Annotated in this window: 8 protein-coding genes and 2 pseudogenes; 5 read left to right on the forward strand and 5 right to left on the reverse strand. The window is 61.8% G+C overall.

From position 1 onward, the window contains the following. Window positions 1-627: 627 nt before the first annotated feature. Window positions 628-1,989 (forward strand): hypothetical protein, encoded by a 1,362-nt coding sequence (locus K3727_21460; GenBank protein UWQ93543.1) that lies wholly within the window; start codon window positions 628-630, stop codon window positions 1,987-1,989. Between the two features lie 37 nt (window positions 1,990-2,026). Here the strand turns inward: K3727_21460 and K3727_21465 are convergent, their stop codons facing one another. The 5 genes from K3727_21465 to K3727_21485 form a co-directional block, all read right to left on the reverse strand. Next, window positions 2,027-3,040, reverse strand: coding sequence for a hypothetical protein (locus K3727_21465; protein UWQ93556.1), 1,014 nt, complete (start codon window positions 3,038-3,040; stop codon window positions 2,027-2,029). 956 nt (window positions 3,041-3,996) lie between these two features. Further along, complete coding sequence (locus K3727_21470) at window positions 3,997-6,348, reverse strand: hypothetical protein (GenBank protein ID UWQ93544.1); 2,352 nt, start codon at window positions 6,346-6,348, stop codon at window positions 3,997-3,999. A 282-nt stretch (window positions 6,349-6,630) separates the two neighbouring features. Continuing rightward, entirely contained in the window at window positions 6,631-8,031 is a 1,401-nt protein-coding gene (locus tag K3727_21475; protein UWQ93545.1) for a hypothetical protein, read from the reverse strand. Between the two features lie 47 nt (window positions 8,032-8,078). Then, window positions 8,079-12,068, reverse strand: a complete 3,990-nt coding sequence (locus K3727_21480; GenBank protein UWQ93546.1) for a M10 family metallopeptidase C-terminal domain-containing protein — start codon at window positions 12,066-12,068, stop codon at window positions 8,079-8,081. Window positions 12,069-12,101: 33 nt separating this feature from the next. Then, the gene (locus tag K3727_21485; GenBank protein ID UWQ93547.1) at window positions 12,102-12,782 is read right to left on the reverse strand and encodes a hypothetical protein; all 681 of its coding nucleotides are present in this window, start codon (window positions 12,780-12,782) and stop codon (window positions 12,102-12,104) included. A 396-nt stretch (window positions 12,783-13,178) separates the two neighbouring features. Between K3727_21485 and K3727_21490 the strand changes: the two genes are divergently transcribed. From K3727_21490 to K3727_21505, 4 genes and pseudogenes are all read left to right on the forward strand, one after another. Then, a complete protein-coding gene (locus K3727_21490) occupies window positions 13,179-15,629 on the forward strand; it encodes a hypothetical protein (protein ID UWQ93548.1) in 2,451 nt (816 codons plus the stop codon). Window positions 15,630-15,697: 68 nt separating this feature from the next. After that, a pseudogene (locus tag K3727_21495) lies at window positions 15,698-16,639 on the forward strand (M10 family metallopeptidase C-terminal domain-containing protein). Window positions 16,640-16,783: 144 nt separating this feature from the next. After that, window positions 16,784-16,939 (forward strand): annotated as a pseudogene (locus K3727_21500) (hypothetical protein). A 126-nt stretch (window positions 16,940-17,065) separates the two neighbouring features. Beyond that, window positions 17,066-17,827, forward strand: a complete 762-nt coding sequence (locus tag K3727_21505; GenBank protein UWQ93557.1) for a hypothetical protein — start codon at window positions 17,066-17,068, stop codon at window positions 17,825-17,827. The last annotated feature ends 49 nt before the right edge of the window (window positions 17,828-17,876 follow it).

Below are 17,876 nucleotides of genomic sequence, written 5' to 3' on the forward strand. Positions count from 1 at the left end.
TGCCAGCAGCCCGGTTCCCGCACCAAGCTCCACCCCCGGGAGCGGCTCCAGCCGATATCCGGTCCAGAGCGGCAGCCCGGTTCCCAGCGGAACAACCGTCACCCCATCGGGATCGGGAATCGGCAACAGATCCACACCCGACGCCCCGATCCGACCCGGCGCATAGGATCGAACCGTCTGGACTGTTGCCAGAGTTCCCGGCGACAGGTTGAAACTGGCGATCCCGCCGCCAGCTTCGGTCGCCATCAGCAACCGTATCTCGCCCCCGACCCCGATCACCTCGAGATCGGCGACAGGACCCTCAAAAGGCAGACCGGACAGATCCGGCAGCCCTTGAAATTGCAAAGACAGCACCCCGCGCCCTCCTGCCATATCACTCACCACGGGGATCAGTCTGACGAGGCACGGCGGCTGTGGATGGGCCGGGAATATGGCGAAACAGCGGAGGTTTTCGCCAGTTTTATCTGTTTCTTAACGACTTGGAGGCTTTGGGCGATCGACTTTGGCCCCGAATCCAGACCGCTGCCCCAGACGGGGACCCGGAGCAAGAGATTGCGCTCTGCGCCCGGGGCTGAATAAGATGGATCATGGCGCGCAGGAGCGCCCAACCATACCGGAGACCGACACATGAAGGTAATGGCCCTGGCTGCCGTTCTGATTGCGATGGCAGGCGCCGCGCTGTCCCAGGTGGATATCGCGTTCGGGCCAAATCCCAGATCCTATGACAATCTGGAGGTCTGGGATTATTCGTCCAAGACATCGCGCCAGCAATGGACTGCGCTGAACACCGCGGGTGTGACCGAGATTCACCTGAATGCGGCGTTTCTGTTGCGTCACGACATCCTGCAGATGACCCCGCCACGCTGGCCCGCGCGCCCGGCGGCCACCTATCTGACCGGGCCACAATTCAGCCAGATGAAAGATCTGGTCCGGCGCGGCGGGTTTCGCTTTGTCTATGAGGCGGGATACGGGTTGGGGGGCGATCGCTGTCGCCAGATCAAACAGGACCCCGTCACCGGAGGGGCTGCGGCGGCGCTTGTGGAATACAACAATGTGCTGCGTCCGATGCTGGACAATCAGGTCCCCGTGCACGCCATCGCGGTGGACGGGGCGTTTCTGCGGTTGATCGCCGGGTCCAAGAAGGCCTTCAGCTGCGACACCCATGCGGGAGTCCGGTTGAAGACATCCCAAACCGTTGCCGCCGTGCAGGCCTATCTGGTCAAAATGGTGGCTCTGCTGGCCACGCATCCGGTCCAGCGCGGTATCGATCTGCAGGTTGACCTGACCATCAACCTGCCCAATTGGAAAGTCGGCGATCTGGACCGGGTCTTCCACCCCGAGGTGGCCAACCCCGATCTTCTGGCAGTTCTGGCCGCCTTTGACAGGCTGCGCGACAGCGCGGGGCAAAAACCGGCCATTCGCCGGATCAAGCTGGATTATCCGTATTGCTATGTCACCGGCCCCTGCGCGGCCGGGGGGCGGCCGCGCCAGAAACTGGAGACGATCTTTGTCAGCAAGGTCGCCGAGGTGTGGGACCATTCACGGGGCCTGAACGGTCCCGGTTCCAAGGGCCCGACCCTGTCGGTGGTGACAAATACCGAACAGGACGCTGACAGCTGCGTCGTGACGGATACAAAATTCCCGTTTTTTCTGGTGTATCGGGCCTGTCGCCCCGCCAAGTCCGATCCGGCCAAGTCCGATCCGGCCAAATCAGATCCGGGCACGCCAGACTGCGCACCAGGTCAGGCCTGGGAACAGCCGATGCCCTGGTGCCAGATCGAAACCATCCGCTCTGGCGACCACGCGTTTTATATCAAATCGTTCAAATTTGCGGACCGGTTGAAACCCTCAGGGGATTTGCGCAAGCGGATCAGCGCCCAAAGCAGCCTGGGCCAGGTCACGATTGACCAGCTGATCTTTCAGGCCTGGCACGAAACCCCCTATACCAATGCAGCCTATCGCCGAAAAGTGACCGACTACGCCAAGTGACCACAGGCTCCCGGAGCGAGAGCCTATGGTCCTGAGCCTAGGCCAGCAAATCAAACACCGCGCCGCCGATCTGGATGTTGATCTGATCCTGCCCGGCCCCATCCACCAGCGCCCAGAGGATCTGTTCGCTGGGTTTGTAGATGACAAACGCCTCCTGCACGCCGTCATCGCCCGACCGTTCCCCGGCGGCATTGGCGGTATGGGCCAGATTGACCTGGAAATCGCTGGCCGTGGCCGGTCCGCCCCCCCACAGCAGCACATCGCCGTCACCGGCCACATAATCCTGCACCCAGTCCGACCCGTGCCCTTCGACACCGACGTGAAAGAACCTGTCCGCGCCGGAGCCGCCATTGATGCGGTCATGACCAAAGCCGCCGTTGACAAAATCATTGCCCGCGCCGCCAAACACCAGATCGCTATAATTAGAGCCTGTTATGACGTCATCGCCATCCTGGCCCTGCAGCTCGTCCACACCCGCGCCACCGGCGATGGTGTCGTTGCCCGCCTGGCCAAACACCAGATCATTTCCGGCACCGGCGTCCACACTGTCATGCCCTGCCCCGGCATAGATCACATCGCGCAGATCATCCGCCGCGGGCCCGCCGATGATCCGGTCATCGCCGTCACCGCCATTGAGCGTATCGGCGCCGGGTCCGCCATCCAGGCTGTCATTGCCACCGGCACCCACCAGCCGGTCATTGCCGTCAAACCCGTCCAGCGACTCCGCGTCTTCGGTCCCGATCAGCACATCATCCCCAGGGGTCCCGGTCGGACCGCTGACAGGACCGGCGCGGGCCGCAATCTGATCTGCACTGAGCGCCCCATCGCGGAATTCAAACCGCTCCACATTCACAACCAGATCCTGTTCGGTTCCGGTATCCAGCACATAGCCCGCACCGCTGCGCGTCACGGTGAGACCCGCGCTGTCATAGGCAAAAATCGCGACATCCGCCCCGTCTCCGCCATCCAGCGTGTCATTGCCGCCCGCGCCCGTCAGGCTGTCATTACCCGCGCCCCCCTGCAGGCGATTGGCCAGCACCGAGCCCGTCAGCCTGTCATGACCCGCACCGCCGGTGGCATGTTCGATCTCGGCCCCATAGGCAATGGCCACATCCTCGTAGGATCCGAACCGGGAATAGGTCCCCGCCACCAGGCTGAGCACCACACCCCCGCCATGGCCGGAGGCATCCAGCAGATCCTCGCCCCCCGCATCCCAGATCACATCAACCCCGGCCAGACGCGGGCCGGAATAGGTGTCATTGCCGGTATTGTAGGTCAGGTTGCTGCCCCAGCGATCCTGCAAGGCGAGCACGTCAAACAGGGCAAACCCGGCCGGGTTGCCTGTGGTATCGGGATTGTCGGTATAGGACATCAGCGTGTATTTGCGATTGTCATAAGCGGCAGGCAGGGGGCCGTTGGTCTCGGTGCCCGAGGTGCTGGATTCAAAGGAATGTTTCAGACCCAGCGTATGGCCCAATTCATGCAGGATCAGCCAGCGCCAGCCCGAAGACAGATCGACCGTATTGTCATAGACCGCAAACCCGTCGAAATCGGCCAGCGTGCCATCGGACCAGGCCGTATAGGAATACCCGCCATATCCAACCGTCGATCCTGGGATGTCGACCTTGCCAAGGTTGACATCCGGGTCCGCCGATCCGGTGATCTCGTCGAAACGCACATTCAGAAAGCTTTCGATGTGATCCAATGTCGCGCGGATCTCCACCTGTTCCGCCGCCGTCAGGGCCGTCCAGCCGGTATAGGTGCGGGACATGTCGGCGGGCTGTGTGCGCCCTGCGAACTGATAGCTCAGCTCATAGGGCGATTGTGTCGATGTATGGATGCTCCCGGACAAAAGGGAGAACGGGTACTGGAGACCCGAGATAATTTCGGCTTCTGTTGCCACGGTGGACCTGCTCGGATTGGGGCTGTTTTTTGAGCATGATAATCCAATCCAAAGCAGGAAAAAGGCCCTATTTCACCGCAGCAGGCCCGTAGACAGGAAACCGCTCATGCCAGCAGGTCGAACACCGCGCCACCGATCTGGATGTTGATCTGATCCTGACCGCCGCCATCGACCAGCGCCCAGATGATCTGGCCGGTGGGTTTGTAGATCACAAACGCCTCCTGCACCGCGTCGTCGCCTGCGCGCTCTCCGGCGGCATTGGCGGTATGGGCCAGGTTGACCTGGAAATCGCTGGCCGTCGCAGCGGCCCCCCCCCACAACAGCACATCGCCTTCGGTGGACAGATAATCCTGCACCCAATCCGATCCGTGCCCTTCGACACCGGCATGAAAGAATTTGTCTGCGCCCGTACCGCCGTTGATCCGGTCATGGCCAAAGCCGCCGTTGACAAAATCATTGCCCGCACCGCCAAACACCAGATCACTGAAGTTAGAGCCTGTTATGACATCGTCGCCATTCTGGCCCTGCAGCTCGTCCACGCCCGCGCCCCCGGCGATCGTGTCATTGCCGTCCTGACCAAATACCAGATCATTGCCGGCACCGGCCTCGACACTGTCGCCGCCGCCCCCGGCATAGATCACGTCGCGCAGATCACCGGCGCTGTCACCGCCCAGGATGGTGTCATCGCCATCGCCGCCATTCAGCGTGTCCGCCCCGTCGCCGCCGACCAACCGGTCGTTGCCATCGCCCCCGACCAGACGGTCATTGCCGGTGCCCCCCGACAGGGTGTCATCCCCGGTTGTCCCGGTTTCAACAACGGGGGCATCGGGCGGCGCGGTGATCCCGGCGCGGGCATCCATCTGCGTCACGTTCAGGGTTGTGTCGCTAAAGACAAACTCTTCGACATTGGTCACCGTATCGGTGCCATCGGCCGACACGATGGTATAAACGCCTGCGGCCTTGGTGACGGTGAAATCACTGCTGGCCACATTGAACCGCGCCTGATCATTGCCCGCGCCGCCATCCAGACTGTCATTGCCGGCATTGCCGATCAGGATGTCATTGCCATTGCGCCCGATCAGCGTGTCATTGCCCCCGCGGCCATCCAATTCCACATCGACCCCATCGGCCCCGGCCAGATTGTCGTGGCCTTCGCGGCTGCCCCGCACCCGTTCGACATTCGAAATCATGTGGCTGAACGCCTCGCCCCGCCAGGTGCCGCTGGCCGTGCCCGCCCCCAGATCCAGCGTCACCGCCTCGACCCCGGTCCGGTCATAGCGCAGCCGGTCGCGGCCTGCGCCCGCATCCAGGGTGTCATTGCCGGCCATCAGGATGAAATGTTCGTCCAGATCGCTGCCCAGAATAGTGTCATTGTGCATGGACGAACGAATGCCCGTGACCGTTCCGGGACCGGTGATGGTATCGCTGCCGCCATAGCCATCACTGCTGACGGTGCGCGCCGCCAGATCGATTGTCACCCCGGAGGGCGCATTGCGATAGCTCAGGCGCAGGAAACCGTTGGTGCTGGCACCGACGTTGAAGGTGTCATTGCCGTTCTCACCATCGATCTGGACCCAGCCATTGTCGGCCACCGTGATATTGAACACATCGTCATGGCCGGTGGCGAACAGACCCACCCCATAGAGGTTCAGCGCGTCCCCCAGCATCGGCTTTTGAAGATCGACGATCTGGGTCGTGCCATTGACGCCCTTGTCGACGGTCGCGGTATTGGCGTTGCCGTCGATATTGAAGGTGACACCTGCGTTCAGATCATAGTGATAAAACTCGACATAGCCGCTGTGCATATCCGACAGGACGACCGTGTCATTGCCTGCGCCCGGCGCGACCCCGTCAAAATACCGGTTGTCACCGGGGTTGAGCAGATCATCCCCCGCGCCGCCCTGGATCTGATCATTGCCATCCCCGGAATTGATCGTGTCATTGCCGGGCGTGCCGACAAATCTGTCGTCCTCGGTCATCGTCACAAAGGGCAGCGTGGCGAAATCAAAGCTGGCCCCCGGAGCAAAGGGACCGCTGGTGATGGCACCGCCCCCGGTGATCGAGCCTTCCAATGCGGTCATCTCGGCCGGGGTGGTCGGAATGGGCAACTCGGCACCACCCAGGCGGAAGATGTAGTTTTCCGGAATCCCACCCGTCGAATTGTTGGTCAAATTCAGAATATAGGTGATATCGGTGCCACGCGCGATCTGGCCGATAAAGTTATCGACCACCTCGGTGCTGACACCATCGCTGGTATCGGCATTAAAGACCCCCGGCGCCGTGATATCGACTTCGGGGAACAGACCATCCGATGTGGCCCCCGGAATCAGGCTGTAGGACAGCACGGCATTTGCGCCCTCCTGCACCACGAGGTTCAGGGAAATCTCCTGAATGTCGATGATGGCATCACTTGCATTTCGGATGACTTTGAAGCCGGGCAAACTATAGGTGGTCATGTGAAATCGGGCCTTTTGTTATATATTCGAGTTGAATGACGGTTGGGCGGATGCTGGGGCGCGGCCAGAAAATTTGGCGCGCCGGGAACCTGGCTGGTTCGATGAGAAAACAGGGCAGAACAACGTCGGTCAAAAATCTTCAGTCAATACATGTACCAGGGCGCAGATCGCAGACGCCAATTGGCACCACCTTGCAAGAGACCAAAGGCGAGAACAACGACAAAAAGGTCGCGGCTGCCCCCCCGGGGCAACCGCAGATCACACCGCAGGACACCGTATGGCTCAGGCCAGCAGGTCGAACACCGTGCCGTCGATCTGGATGTTGATCTGATCCTGCCCGGCCCCGTCAACCAACGCCCAGAGGATCTGTTCAGTAGGCTTGTAGATCACGAACGCCTCCTGCACCGCGTCGTCGCCCGCGCGTTCTCCGGCGGCGTTGGCGGTATGGGCCAGGTTGACCTGGAAATCGGCCTTGGTGATCAGGTCAATCGTATCTCCAACAGCCGAAGGTCTCGACGGCGGGCCGCCCCACAGCAGCACATCGCCATCCGCAGCCACATAATCCTGCACCCAGTCGGACCCGTGGCCTTCGACACCGGCATGAAAGAATTTATCCGCCCCCGTACCACCGTTGATCCGGTCATGACCAAAGCCGCCGTTGACAAAATCATTGCCCGCGCCGCCAAACACCAGATCGGAAAACGCCGATCCGGTGATCACGTCATCACCGTCCTGGCCCTGCAGTTCGTCGACACCGCCGCCGCCTGCGATGGTGTCATTGCCATCCTGACCAAACACCTGGTCATTGCCGGCACCCGACTCGATGTGGTCATTGCCCGCCCCGCCAAAGATCTGGTCGCGCAGGTCTGTTCCGGTCAGCCCCCCAAAGATGACGTCATCCCCGTCACCGCCGTTGAGTGTATCCGCACCGTCGCCCCCGCGCAGCGTATCATCCCCGCCCAGACCAATCAGCCGATCATTGCCCGCATCACCGACCAGCTCATCCGGCCCCTCAGATCCGGTGCGATCAATCGGATCCACCGGGTCGACCGGCGCGCCCGGATCGGTCGGACCACCCACAGGCGTTCCGTCCGGCCCATAGGCCACATCATTGATCACAGGGCTGAGGGCAAACAGATCGTCCGGTGTCCAGCGGTAATAGAAATCATCCAATGTCGGGCCGGCCCCGCCAAAGTCGACATCCAGGATGAAGTCATTGTTTTCAATCCGGGCTTCGAGAACACGCACCGGAAGCGCCGCGTTGATCCAGTTCTGATACGCCCCCGATGTCGGGCTGAGCGCATCCAACAGCGGAATCGGAGCCGGGAACTCACCACGGACAACCGCGCGAATGCCCGTGGTGGTATTGGTGACAGTCACCAGATCGGGCCGGGTGACACCGACGACATTCGGGGCAATCCCGAACTGGTCGGTGGCGTTGATAAAGGCGACGGTGACATCCTCGAAATTTGCGGGCTGGCCCGGGGTCGACGTCGCAAGGCCAAACAGCAGGTCTCCGGTAACGCTCATTGTTAATCTCCAATTGAAAATCTGGTGTTTCAAACCCTGATGACAGGGGAAATACATCGCGGCTGCCCCTGTGGCGGGGGCCGCGTCTCTAACATCATGCGGTAGATATGCGTGTGTCGCCCGGTTTGCGGGCGACACCAGGGTCTGGTCCATCTGCGAGAGGACCGTGGCGGGGGCTGTTGACCCCCGCCCTGTCTGGCTCAGACCAGCAGATCAAAGGTCTCGCCGCCGATCTGCAGGTTGATCGAACTCTGACCCTGCCCATCGACCAGCGCCCACATGATCTGTTCGGTGGGCTTGTAGATGACAAAGGCCTCCATGACCGCATCATCGCCCGAGCGTTCGCCCGCAGGTGTGGCGGTATGGGCAAAGTTGACCTGGAAATCGCTGGCCGTTGCCGGTCCGCCACCCCACAGCAGCACATCGCCATCCGCGCCGACATAATCCTGCACCCAGTCAGACCCGTGGCCTTCGACACCGGCATGGAAGAATTTATCCGCGCCCGTACCGCCGTTGATCCGGTCATGACCAAAGCCGCCGTTGACAAAATCATTGCCCGCGCCGCCAAACACCAGGTCGGAAAACGCCGAGCCGGTGATCACGTCATTGCCGGCCTGGCCTTCGAGCTCGTCAACGCCAAAGCCACCGGCCATGATGTCGTTGCCGGCCCCGCCAAAGATCCCGTCATTGCCGTGACCCCCGTCGATGTCGTCATTGCCGTCGCCGCCAAAGATCACGTCGCGCAGGTCGGCATCTGTTGCGCCACCGCGGATCACGTCATTGCCGTCGCCCCCGTTGAGCGTGTCATTGCCATCGCCCCCGGAAATCCGGTCATCGCCGCCCAGACCGATCAGGCGGTCATTGCCTGCAAAGCCGTTGAGCTGGTTGGACAGCTGGTTCCCGGTGAGATCGTCATCATTGGCCGTGCCGTCAAAGGTGATGCCCCCGATGCCGATGTCGGACCCTTCGTCGACCACGCCCAGCCCGGTGCCGGTCAGATCCCCGTCAAACAACAGCGAGAACTCCTTGGTGCCATCGCCGTCCAGATCCAGCATCACTGCCGTGGACCCCGGGCCGGTTCCGCCCGCATCCGGGGTGAACAGGAGTTCGGGCTCGCCGGTGAAATTCGCCCCCCGCAGGAAGATGGCGTCCTCATTGCCGAACCCATCCCCGATGCGGTCGCCGTTCAGCTCGGCCGCAGACCCTTCGATCAGGCTGGTGCCATCGCCGGGACGGATCAGGTCATTGCCCAGACCCGGCAGGAAGGTGTCATCCCCCGGCCCGCCGATCAGCGTGTCGTCGCCGTTCAGACCGATCAGACGGTCATCGCCGCCCAAAGCATTGATCTCGTCGGGGAATTCGGTGCCGGTCAGCGTGTCATTGCCTGCGGTCCCTTCGGATCCCAGATAACCGATCACAAGATCATTGCCCAATCCTCCGACCTTGAGCCCGTCGATCACATTGCCCTCAAAGAACAGCGAGAATTCGTTGGTGCCATCCCCATCCAGATCCAGCAGCACGCCGCTGGTCCCCGGGGTCGACGCATCCGGACCCGGAGTGAAATCCATGAACGGGTCGCCAAACAGGGTCTCGGTGCGCAGGATCACCATGTCACCAGGACCAAAGCCCGGCCCGACGCGGTCCCCATTGAGCGAATTGCCGGGACCTTCGATCACATCGTCGCCATCGCCGATCAACAGCAGATCACTGCCCGAACCGGGGTTGAGCCGGTCATTTCCGGCCCCGCCATCCAGCGTGTCGTCCCCCGACCCGCCATCAATGCGGTCATTGCCGTCGCCGCCTTCGATCAGGTCGTTGCCCGAGCCGCCGTCCAGCTCATCGTCACCGCCCAGGCCACGGATGGTGTCATTGCCACCCAGCCCCAGCAACACGTCCGGGTCTGCGGTCCCGGTCAGCTCGTCATTGCCGGCGGTGCCGCTTTCGGTGATATCACCGCCAATTTCGGCCAGACCCGCGCGCACCGCGTCGGCCACATCCGAACTGTCCCGGCTGGTGGTCACGACAACGCCGTCGCTGCCCAGCCCGCCAAGCGCCTCGCGGTAATGCTCCTCGGACCCGGACGTGCCGATGATCGGGATCGCCGACAGACCACTGAAGGCCTCGCCCACGGCCGCGATCAGCAGATCTTCGGAGGATGGCAGCTCAGGCGCGGTGCCCTCGCCGTCATACCCATCGGGGGCTTCGAACGGTTCTTCGTCCCCTGGGGCACCTTCGGTTGCGATGCCTTCGGTTTCCAGGAAATCGGTGATGGTGCTTTCGTCCAGACCATAGTCGGAGGCATCATGCGCCGGCGCATCGGTGGCCATATAGATGATCCGCGAAGACCCGTCGCGCAGGTTGAGACCAACGCCATTGGCCGCCCGCCACAGGCCGACCCATTGTGCTTCGGGGAAGTCCCCGCCACTGCGCACCCGCAACCCGTCCAGCGTCGTCTCAAACGCCGCCACATCGTCGGTCAGCGACAGTTCCGCCTTGTACAGATAGTCACCGGAGCTGCCAAAGGGGCTGACCGGATGGTCGATAAAGGACGCAATGGCAAATTTCACATCCGGGTTGTCGGCCCGCAGGTCAGCCGCAATCTGTTTGGCCGAGGCCACAAAATTGGGCAGGTCATCGCCAAAGGAGCCCGACAGGTCGACCAGGAAGGTAAAGTCCAGCGGCGGACAATCGTCGATCTCTTCGGCGGTCAGGTCGATCTCGCCATCGCTGAAGCGCGCGGTTTCCACATCAATCAGAATATCGGTGCCATCGGCGCCGCCATCCTTGTGCCGGATCGTGACCTGGCCGGTGGCATCGTCGCGGGTGATCTCATAGTTGCGGCAGGCTTCGGAGAAGATCGCCACATCGGTGCCCGCACCGCCTTCGAGCCGGTCATCGCCGTCGCCGCCGGTCATCTCGTCGTCATCGGCCCCGCCCTTGAGCGTGTCATTGCCGTCAAAGCCGAACAGCGCGTCCTTGCCGCCCTTGCCATCCAGCGTGTTGTTGGCCGTGTTGCCGATCAGCAGGTCGCCCTTGGCCCCGCCCGATGCGTTTTCGATCACCACGCCATTGGCAATCGAATAGCCGCCCAGATCCCCGGTGGTGGAATTGGTGAACACACGGGAGAAGAAGCCCCCCGCATAATAGGCCGACGCATCATGATTGGCATCGCCCTGATAGTCGTATTTGAAATCAGTGGGCAGGTCCGAATAGACCTGTGATTTCTTGACCCCCTTGATCAGCTCGTTGAGGTCGGCATTGCCGGTCGGATCCAACGTCGCCGCGTTCAGGTTGATGACCGCACGCTGGCCACCACCATAGTCGATGCTGTCGCCACTGCCGCCCGCATCCCAGATCGAATAGAACGCCCGGCCGATCGACACGCTGCCATCCGAGCCATCGCCATCATAGGCCGTGGTGCCGCGGTCGGTCAGATTGTAGGTGGTATTGCCGGTATGGGTCGAGCTATTGGCCCCATAAAGCGACTGAAGCACCGCAATATCCAGCGCCATCGGCGTCACCGCATGGCCGAATTTGTTGCCCAGATTGGAATTGGTGCCGCCGCGTTCGTAGGACATCACCGTATAGCGTTCATTGTCGAGCGGATTGTCCGTGGTCGACGGGGTCGAGCCGACGTTGAGCGAAATCGCGCTGGAGCCATGGCCGGTGTCATGGGGATGCCCCAGGGCCACCCCGTGTCCAAATTCATGCAGCGTGTTGTAGACCATGAAGTCGCCACCGCCGGTTTCACGCCCATGGCTGGTCCAGAAACTGGTCGTGTTGAAGAAATTCCAGCTTTCGAAATCGGTGGTCGACGTGCCCTTGGGATTGGTGCCCGGGAAGGTGGACTGGCCGGCGAGCCCGAAATTATCGACGCCGACGACCTTGAAATCGGCAGCCGCGAAAGTGGCCGAGGCCGAAAAGGTCAGACCCGACACCCGGGCCAGCGCGGTAAAGGCTTCGACCGAGGCGGTCCGCTGGGCGTTTTCGCTGGTGTCGCTGGCATCAAGATAATTGATCGTTTCACCTGCCGGGCGGGACCGGGCGGTGAATTCGGCTGTGGTCGCGGCGCTGTCTGCCGAGCTGGCAAAGCTGTAGGTCAGTGCCGTCGAGCTCCACTTGGTATCGCCTTCCAACCCGCGTAGGGTCGTATTGGTGGTTCTTGGTGTCACACTGGTCGTACCGGCCATGTCTGGTTCCCCCTTGTGGAATGACTGCAAAAATTAGGCACCGCCAAAATGGCGGCTGATCAACTGGCTCAACTCGATGCGCGCGGCTTCGCCGAAAACCTCGGTTCCGGCCTCAGTCGGATGCGCGACAAAATCGGTCACATCACCGCCCGCGGTCCGGATCCTGCCATAGACCGTCGGGGCATAGGGCCCGGCAGTGACGGTCCAGACATCGGCGGGCGTTTGCCCGCTCGCTGCCGGACCCAGGCTGTGTTCCACCTGGGCGGGTGCGATAAACAGAACCGGCCCGTCAAAGGCCGGATCGGCGGCATGCATCAGATAGGCCGCCCGCGGCGGGTTGGGCATGTTCGGGCTGGTATTGGCCCCGGGACCACGCACGTCCACATAGGGCCAGCGTTGGTCCGCGCGCAAAAAATGTTCAGCCACATTCAGGCTGTTCCCGGCGGGCAGCCTGTCATACGCCGCGCGCAGATCGCTGCGCTCCAGCACGCCGGGCCCGCGCGCAAGCGGGCAAATCACATAGGTCTCTCGAATGTCCGTTCCCCCGGTTGCCATCATCTGTCTGCACCCGTCTCCGGGGTCAGCCCCGGCCGTCGTCGTGTTGCGGGCCTGGGAGGAATTGGGCAGGCAGGCGGCGCTGATCCACAGAGCCCCAATCGCAAGACAGAGTCCCAAAAACCGTCGCAAAGCAAATTTCATTCCGGACAGATCCATTTTCGTCCCCCTCGAGATCCGGCTGACCGCCTCAGACCTCAAAGCATCTGCAACATGACACAAAAATTCTCATAACGTCCCCGGGATAGAATCTGGCCCGGCCTGCAAGAACGCAATCTATTCAATAAACTCAGGGAAACATGCGCAAACCCCCTGCGTCAAGCGTCGGAAGATGCAGCATCGGACATTCCTGCGCTTGTGTCGCACCCAAAAACACGCTTAGCGGGCCACAGCCCCAGGCGCTCTCCTTTTGGTAAGCTGCCCCCGTCAGATCCCGGATCAGGGCGCACAGACGGCAAACAAACCCCTGCGCAGAGGTTTTTTTACTTGTTAACAAGAGCGTCTTTTTTAATTCTACGCGCCAATGACATCAAATGCCCCTAGGAGAGACAGATCGTGATTCCACATACATTTCTTGGATACAAGATCACCCGCAATAGCGCAGACCAAGTCATCGGGGTCACCGATTCCAGCATCAGCCTGGTCCTGCCCGACGGAACCGCGCCTGTCATAACCTACCAATTCGAAAACCCCGCCAACCCGGTTCCCAACCCGGCGGACGAAGATTTGCCACTGGTGGACATCACCGTGCCCGGCGTGATCGGAGAGCCCGAGCTGCTGGACGGCGATCTGAATGTCATCGACTCCTATATCGGTCAGGTCACCCATGGTGGTGTCACCTCTTATGTGATGACCTTCACCCATGCACCGGTTGGCGTCGCCGCCACCGATTGGGTGTTCCTGCTGGGCGGAGCCCCGGTGGCGGATTTCCCCAGCCTGGCAGACCCGGTTGCCGCCTGGAACGCCTTTGAAACCACCATCACCAATGCCACGCTGGTCACCAGCGGCCCCTTTGCGCCCGGGGCCACGATCCCGCTGAGCGGCAACGACGCCTTTGTCTCCGGCACCGGCACCCAGATCGAAAGCTACACCCCGACCGATGATAACATCACAACAGGGGCCGGCAATGATGTGGTCGATATCGGCGGCGGCGGCTTTGATACGGTCCGCACCCTGGGCGGCAATGATTTTGTGCTGGTCGACGGCGATCGCGGCTATACCGAGGTCTCGGTCGATCTGGGCGTCGGCAACGACATTCTCGATCTGGCCGATGCCAACAACAATTATGTCGAGCTGCGTCATGACGACGGGCTGAGCACCGGCATCACCGCCACGCTGAACGGCATTACCGACATCGGACGCGTCGACAAGGGCGCGGCGGGCATGACCGTGATGCTGCAGCCCAATCTGGCGATGAAAAGCGGCGGCATGGGGATTTACGGCACCCGGTTTGACGATGTGTTCAATATCACCGGCGTCGATGGCGGTTTTGTCCAGGTGCGTGGTCAGGGCGGCAATGACCGCATCACCGTCGACACCAGCAACGGCGGCGTGCGCCTCGACTATCGCGGCGCGCCATCGGGGATCGTCGCGGATCTGGCCGCCGGCACCGTCCAGGACGGCCATGGCGGCACCGACACGATCATCGGCCGGGCCACCGAGCTGCGCGCCACGATGCAGAACGATCAGATCACCGGCTCGGCCAGTGACGAAAATTTCATCCTGATGGCGGGCAATGACACGCTGGACGGGGGCGCTGGCGAAGACACCGCCCGCTATGACCGCAACCAGGTTGGCGCGGTGACCGTGGATCTGGCGGCGGGCACCGCAACCGGGGTCTGGCGCGGCCAGAATTTCACCCATACGCTCGACAATATCGAAAACCTGCGCGGCTCGCGCGACGACAATGACCGCCTCAGCGGCGATGCCGGCGGCAACCGGATTCAGGGGCGCGGCGGCAATGACACGATCGAGGGGCGCGGCGGCGACGATATTCTGATCGGCGAAGAGGGCGACGACCGTATCGACGGCGGCACCGGGTTTGACCGGGCCGAATTCTGGGGCATCAACCGTGCCGATGCCACCATCACCCAAACCACAACGGGCGAGATCCAGGTGGCGACGTCGCTGGGCCTCGACACTCTGAGCAATGTCGAAGAGCTGGGCTTTGCCGATGAAAGCGTGCTGGTCAACGACCTGTTCCCCGAACCCGGCGTGGTCGTCGGCGGCGGCGGCGATGATACGCTCACCGGGGGCGACGACGGCGAAGAGCTGACCTCTGGCGGTGGCGGCGATGTGGTCGATGGCGGCGGCGGTGATGACACCATCGACGGCGGCGGCGGCAACGACACCCTGCGTGGCGGCGAAGGCAATGACAGCATCGACGGCGGCGAAGGCTCGGACACGCTCAATGGCGGCGACGGCGCCGACAGCCTGAACGGCGGCAGCTCGGATGGCGACCTGCGCGACGTGATCTTTGGCGGGTCCGGCGATGACCTGATTGATGGCGGTGCCGGCAATGACCAGATCTTTGGCATGTCGGGCAATGACACCATTGCCGGCGGCTTTGGCGTCGATGAACTGCAGGGCCAGACCGGCGACGACGTGATCACCGGGTCGGCGTTCAGCGATCTGGTGTTTGGCGGCGACGGCAATGATTTTGTCAACGGCGGATTTGGCCATGACCGGATCAACGGCGGCACCGGCGCGGACAAGTTCTTTCACATCGGGATCGCCGATCACGGGTCGGACTGGGTGCAGGATTACGCCCATACCGAAGGCGACGTGCTGTTCTTTGGCAACAGCGCAGCGACGGCGGATGATTTCCAGGTCAACTTTGCCCACACCGCCAATGCCGAAGGCGAACGCGCCGGAGACGATGCCGTGCGGGAGGCATTTGTGATCTACAAACCCAGTGGCCAGATCATGTGGGCCCTGGTCGATGGCGAAGGCCAAAGTTCGATCAACCTGCAGATCGGCAGCGACACCTTCGATCTGCTGGCCTAGGCGGGCTGACCTGCACAGGACAAGGTGACGTTTGGTCACCCAAATGGTATGATCCCCCCAATTGATTTATGTTTTGGGGGGATTTTTCCATGCCGATACCCGTTGCGCTGACCGGGAACCAAAGTATCGATGGCCTTCTGTGGGGATGGAAATGGGATTCCCCAAATCTGACAGTGTCCTTTCCCCAAAGCATCTTTGAATACGGTGGCTATGCGGACATCCAGGGGTTCCAATCCTTTACCGAATTTCAGGCCAATCAGATCATCAATTTTGGCCTGAACAATCTGGGCGTCTTCAGCGGGCTGAGCTTTTCGGCCCCGGCACCGGGGTCGGCGGCGAATCTGCGCTTTGCCCAGGCCACCCGCATCGATTACGGCCCCAACCACATCAACACCGGCCTGCATGTCCCCGGTGGCCGCGGGTCGGCCGAGGCCAATCCACCGGATCCGTTTTTTGCCGGCCCCCACACCCAGGGCGACAATTGGTTCACCACCGGGGCCTATACCGCGCCGGTTCTGGGGAGTTTCCAATATGCCGCCGGTCTGCTGCACGAGGTCGGCCATTCGCTGGGTCTGAAACACGGCCATGCCGAACAGAGCAATTTTGACCCCGCCAACAGCACGGTCTACCCCACATTGCCCGCGGGCGAGAATTCCCAGGAATTCTCGGTGATGACCTATCACAGCTATGTGGGCAGCGACCTGTCCGGCGGGGCCTCGGGGATGGAGGAATATCCCTGGACCTATATGATCAACGACATCGCGGCGCTGCAGCATATGTATGGTGCCAATTTCGGCCCCGGCACCAACAACAATGACACGGTCTATCAGTTCAACCCCTCCACTGGCGAGATGACCATCACCGATGGTGGCACCGGCGGCAGCTTTGGGGCCTCATATAATGCCAAGATCCTGATCACGATCTGGGATGGCGGCGGCACTGATCTGTTCGAATTCAGCAATTTCGAAACCGACCAGACCATCAACCTGCAGCCGGGGCAATTCAGCACCTTTTCTCCTGCACAGCTGGCCAATCTCAGCAACGGACAGCCCGGACCGGCCCATTTCGCGCGCGGCAATGTCGCCAACCCCCTGCTCTATGAGGGCGATCTGCGCTCGCTCATCGAAAATGTGCATACCGGCATCGGCAATGACATGATCACCGGCAATCAGGTGGCCAACTGGCTGAGCGCGGAGGCGGGCAATGACACGCTGATCGGCGGCGGGGGCGACGATACCCTGCAGGGCGGCAGCGGAGATGACTCGATGGACGGCGGTGCGGGCACGCGCGATGTCGCCCTGTTCAACCTCAACAGCACCGATATGACCGCCACCCTCAGCGGCGGTATCTTTGCGCTGAGCTCCGCCGAAGGCAGCGATCGGGTCACCGGGGTCGAATTGTTCCATTTCAACGATTTTGTCCTGTCTCTGGCTGAAATGACCGACCGGGCCGGGGGCGACCGCCCCGGAGGAACCGCGGGCAATGATGTGCTGAATGGGACCGCTGGCGCGGATGCGCTGAATGGTCTGGCTGGCAACGATCGCATTCTGGGCGAGGGCGGCAATGACACGCTGGATGGCGGGCCCGGAGCGGATACGCTCAATGGCGGTGACGGCGATGACCGGATCATCGGCGGGCCGGGCGACAGCGACCTGCGCGACCAGATCTTTGGCGGCGCGGGCAACGATAATATCGACGCCGGTGCGGGCAATGACCAGGTGTTTGGTCAGGACGGCAATGACACCATCGCCGGTGGCGCGGGCGTCGATGACCTGCAGGGTCAGAATGGCAATGACGTGATCACCGGCTCGGCGTTTTCCGATCTGGTGTTTGGCGGCGCGGGCAATGATTTTGTCAACGGCGGCTTTGGCCATGACCGGATCAATGGCGGCACCGGCGCGGATAAATTCTTTCACGTCGGGATCGCCGATCACGGGTCTGACTGGGTACAGGATTATGTGGCCGCGGACGGCGATGTGCTGCTCTGGGGGGGCGGACCAGCCACGGCCAGCGATTTCCAGGTCAATCTGGCCCATACCGCCAATGCCGCCGGGGAACGGTCGGGCAATGACGGCGTGCAGGAGGCGTTTGTGATCTACAAGCCGACCGAACAGATCATCTGGGCGCTGGTTGATGGCGGCGGTCAGAGTTCGATCAACATCCAGATCGGCGGCGATGTGTTCGATCTGCTGGCGTAAACCAGAGACTAAAAAGGGCCTGAACAGCATGATTTTGCCGAAAACGGGG

The sequence above is a fragment of the Rhodobacteraceae bacterium M382 genome (assembly GCA_025141015.1).
GTDB classification, from domain to species: Bacteria; Pseudomonadota; Alphaproteobacteria; order Rhodobacterales; family Rhodobacteraceae; genus Aliisedimentitalea; species Aliisedimentitalea scapharcae.

Bases quoted from the DNA above. Each gene is read 5' to 3' on its own strand.
- K3727_21460 (UWQ93543.1), top strand. From the start codon at position 628: ATGAAGGTAATGGCCCTGGCTGCCGTTCTGATTGCGATGGCAGGCGCC.
- K3727_21470 (UWQ93544.1), bottom strand. From the start codon at position 6,348: ATGACCACCTATAGTTTGCCCGGCTTCAAAGTCATCCGAAATGCAAGT.
- K3727_21475 (UWQ93545.1), bottom strand. From the start codon at position 8,031: ATGGACCAGACCCTGGTGTCGCCCGCAAACCGGGCGACACACGCATAT.
- K3727_21480 (UWQ93546.1), bottom strand. From the start codon at position 12,068: ATGGCCGGTACGACCAGTGTGACACCAAGAACCACCAATACGACCCTA.
- K3727_21485 (UWQ93547.1), bottom strand. From the start codon at position 12,782: ATGGATCTGTCCGGAATGAAATTTGCTTTGCGACGGTTTTTGGGACTC.
- K3727_21505 (UWQ93557.1), top strand. From the start codon at position 17,066: ATGACCGACCGGGCCGGGGGCGACCGCCCCGGAGGAACCGCGGGCAAT.